The organism is Peptoniphilus olsenii (genome assembly GCF_040545475.1).
Lineage (GTDB): Bacteria > Bacillota > Clostridia > Tissierellales > Peptoniphilaceae > Peptoniphilus_A > Peptoniphilus_A olsenii.
This window is the reverse complement of sequence record NZ_JBEPMA010000027.1, coordinates 1-3521: the sequence shown is the minus strand read 5'-3', so window position 1 is coordinate 3521 and position 3521 is coordinate 1. Positions and strand designations below refer to the sequence as shown.

The window sequence follows — 3521 nt, the reverse complement described above, 5'->3', positions numbered from 1 at the left end:
CTTGATATTAAATCAGGAATAGGACTGATTGAAAAGAAAAGACAAGGACTTGGAAAGCCTAACAGAATTTATGTTAAAGACTTTATGAGCATATTTAATAATAAGGAATTAAAAAATCAAGAAGTTCGAAAAACAAAATTCCAGAAGTTCGATAATCGAAATTCAAGAGATTTGAATATCGAAAGTCAAGATTTTCGAAAATCGGAAGGTAACTATAACAATATTAATAATAATGAGTTAAGAAAGAATGATTTTAGTAAAGGGCAAAAACCTTATGGAATATATAAAAACATATTTTTGACTGATGAAGAATACAAGGACTTAACAAATGAGTTAGGAAGTAGAATTAATGAATACATTGATAGATTGTCGTCATATATGAAAGCAAATAACAGAGTGTATCAAGACCACAAGGCAACGATAATTAATTGGTATCTTAATGATCAGTCGAAAAACATTAATGATAATACAACAAGGAAAATGAATTACGATATAGGAGAGAGTTTATGACAAGTTTAAAAGATTTTGTATTAAGAGAAAATGATATTGAAAGAAATGGACATATTTATTGCAAGGTATGTGGTAAAAGAGTCGATGGAGAATTACTTGATCTTGGATTTACAAAGTTTATTCCCAGAATTAAATGTGAATGTGAAATAAAAAGAGATAAGGAAAATGAAAAAAGAGAAAGACTAATGAAAATATCAACACTTAAAAGAGATTGCTTCTCATCGCCGCTCCAACACCAATATAATTTTGAGAAATTCTTAAATGAAAAAGGTCAAGCTTACAAGGTTGCTTACAACTATGCCAAAAGTTTTGAGCAAATGAAAAAAGACAATGTTGGACTTTTATTTTATGGAGATGTTGGTAGTGGAAAGACTTATCTTGCTTGTTCAATTGCAAATGAATTAATCGAAAGAAAGCAAGTTAAAGTTAAGATTATGAATTTATCTCAAGTTATAAACCAAATACAAAAATCAGCATTTAAGCTAGATTCAAATGAAATTATCAGTAACCTCTCTAATATTCCGTTGTTAATTTTAGATGACCTTGGAATTGAAAGGGATACATCTTATGCAAGAGAACAAGTATATAACATTATAAACTCAAGATACTTAAAGGGTAAGCCGACAATTTTTACTACAAACTTATCATTGGAAATTATTCAAAATCCAAACATTGACCTTGAGTATCAGAGGATATATTCAAGGATACTTGAAATGACAATACCAGTTAAAGTTACGGGAGAAGATTTTAGAAGAAAAATCCAACAAGAGAAGTTAAGAAAATACAAAGAGTTACTTTTATATGGAGGTGGAATAGATGATTAATGAAGAAGTATCTAGGTCGAGTCTTAATCTTGAAGTAAGGCTTGCAAAAGCAACAAGTAAAGCAATTCTTGATGCCTTAAAGAAAGTACACAAGCAAATAGAGGAACAAGGAGGCTTGAAAAATGTAATAAAAAATAACGGAGAAGAAGTAAAGCTAAAAGATATGGTTAAAAAGGGACAGTTAGAAGAAATTAATCTAAAAGATCCTGAGTTAAAAGAACTAAAGAAAATTTTAAATAAACACGGAGTGAAGTTTTCTGTTATGAATGATAAGGAAACTGGCAACCACTCTGTGTTTTTTCAATCTAAGGATATAAAAGTAATGGAACACGCCTTTAAAAAAGCAGTTAAGGCTTCTGAAAGAAAGGCCGATAGAAAAGATTCAATAACGAAGACTATAAATAAGTTTAAAGATATGGCTAAGGACACCATCAGTAAAGATAAAGTTAAAAATAAACATAAGGAGCAAAGCTTATGATAAGTAATTTAAAAACATTTGAGAATAAGAATTTTGGGGAACTCACTGTTATAGAAAAAGACGGTGAGTTTTTCTTTATAGCAAATGAAGTAGCAACTATGTTAGGTTATGTCAATCCGAGGAAAGCTGTTTATGACCATGTAGATGAAGAAGATAAGGGTGTAACGAAATGGAACACCCCTGGAGGAATACAGAATATTTCAATAATTAACGAATCAGGATTGTATTCACTTATCCTTTCATCAAAACTACCACAAGCAAAAATATTCAAAGCTTGGGTAACGAGAGAAGTCTTACCAAGTATTAGAAAAAATGGAGGATATATAGTAGGGCAAGAAAAGAAAACAAATGAAGAGTTACTTGCAGATGCAATTCTGGTAGCCAATAGAATTATTGCTGAAAGAGAAGAAGAGATTGAAGTATTAAGACCAAAGGCAGACTATTATGACAAATTAGTAGATTATAACCTACTTACAAACTTTAGAAATACTGCCAAAGAGTTAGGAATACCACAAAATCAATTTATAAGTTTTCTAATGGATAAGGGATTAATTTACAGAGATAAGAAAAAGAAACTCTTACCTTATGCAGATAAGAACAAGGGATATTTTGAAGTAAAAGAATGGATTGATCCACTAGGTACACTTGTAGGAATACAAACATTAATAACACCAAAGGGAAGACACTACCTACTAATTTTATTAGATAGTGAAGGTTTCTACGATGAATAAGATATTGGAAGCCATTCTTTCTGATATTAAAAATTTAATTAAAATAGACAACCCAAAGAAATTTATATTATCAAACATTCCTTATCTATCATTCTTCTACATTGGAAATATCTTTTCTAAGCACATCAATTCCTATGTTGGAGGAGATATTATTGATAGATTAATGGTGGGAATTTCTGATATAGGAACTTTATCTTATATACCAAGCCTTAATCCAAGGGACTTGTTAGTAGGTATTTCAGTTGCTGGTCTTGTTAAGTTAATTGTTTACAGCAAAGGTAAAAACAAAAAGAAATATAGGCAAGGCAAGGAATATGGATCTGCAAGATGGGGAGAAAGTAAGGATATTGCTCCATATATTGACCCTAAGTTTGCAAACAATGTTCTCATAACTAATACCGAAAGACTAACAATGAACTCAAGACCTAAAAACCCTAAATATGCCAGAAATAAAAATGTATTAGTAATAGGTGGTTCTGGATCAGGTAAAACGAGATTTTATGTAAAGCCAAATCTAATGCAAATGCATTCTTCCTATGTAGTAACAGACCCTAAAGGCACACTTGTGTTAGAATGTGGAAAAATGCTTTATGAAAATGGTTACGACATAAAGATATTAAACACAATAAACTTTAAAAAATCTATGAAATACAATCCCTTTGCATACTTGAGAAGTGAAAAAGATATTTTAAAGCTTGTCCAAACCATAATTGCTAACACCAAGGGAGATGGAGAAAAGGCAGGAGAAGATTTTTGGGTAAAGGCTGAAAAGTTATATTACACTGCTCTTATTGGGTATATTTATTATGAAGCACCTGAAGAAGAAAAGAATTTTAAAACACTCTTAGATATGATTGACGCAAGTGAGGTTAGAGAAGATGACGAAACCTATATGAACCCAATTGATAGGCTTTTTGAAGCTCTTGAAAAGAAAGATCCAAGTCATTTTGCAGTTAAGCAATACAAGAAATATAAGCT

5 protein-coding genes are annotated in these 3521 nt (G+C 30.7%); all 5 read left to right on the top strand.

Translation table 11 applies throughout. The features are described from left to right. A partial coding sequence (locus ABID14_RS10005; RefSeq protein ID WP_354369614.1) for a replication initiator protein A occupies window positions 1-510 on the top strand: 510 nt, incomplete at its 5' end. Further along, window positions 507-1334 carry an ATP-binding protein gene (locus ABID14_RS10000; RefSeq protein ID WP_354369612.1) on the top strand — a complete coding sequence of 276 codons (828 nt, stop codon included), beginning with the start codon at window positions 507-509 and terminating at the stop codon, window positions 1332-1334. The genes ABID14_RS10005 and ABID14_RS10000, both read left to right, overlap by 4 nt. Continuing rightward, window positions 1327-1812 (top strand): PcfB family protein, encoded by a 486-nt coding sequence (locus tag ABID14_RS09995; protein ID WP_354369610.1) that lies wholly within the window; start codon window positions 1327-1329, stop codon window positions 1810-1812. Before ABID14_RS10000 ends, ABID14_RS09995 begins: the two co-directional genes overlap by 8 nt. Then, entirely contained in the window at window positions 1809-2543 is a 735-nt protein-coding gene (locus ABID14_RS09990) for a BRO family protein (RefSeq protein WP_354369609.1), read from the top strand. Before ABID14_RS09995 ends, ABID14_RS09990 begins: the two co-directional genes overlap by 4 nt. Continuing rightward, a partial coding sequence (locus ABID14_RS09985) for a type IV secretory system conjugative DNA transfer family protein (protein WP_354369607.1) occupies window positions 2536-3521 on the top strand: 986 nt, incomplete at its 3' end. The genes ABID14_RS09990 and ABID14_RS09985, both read left to right, overlap by 8 nt.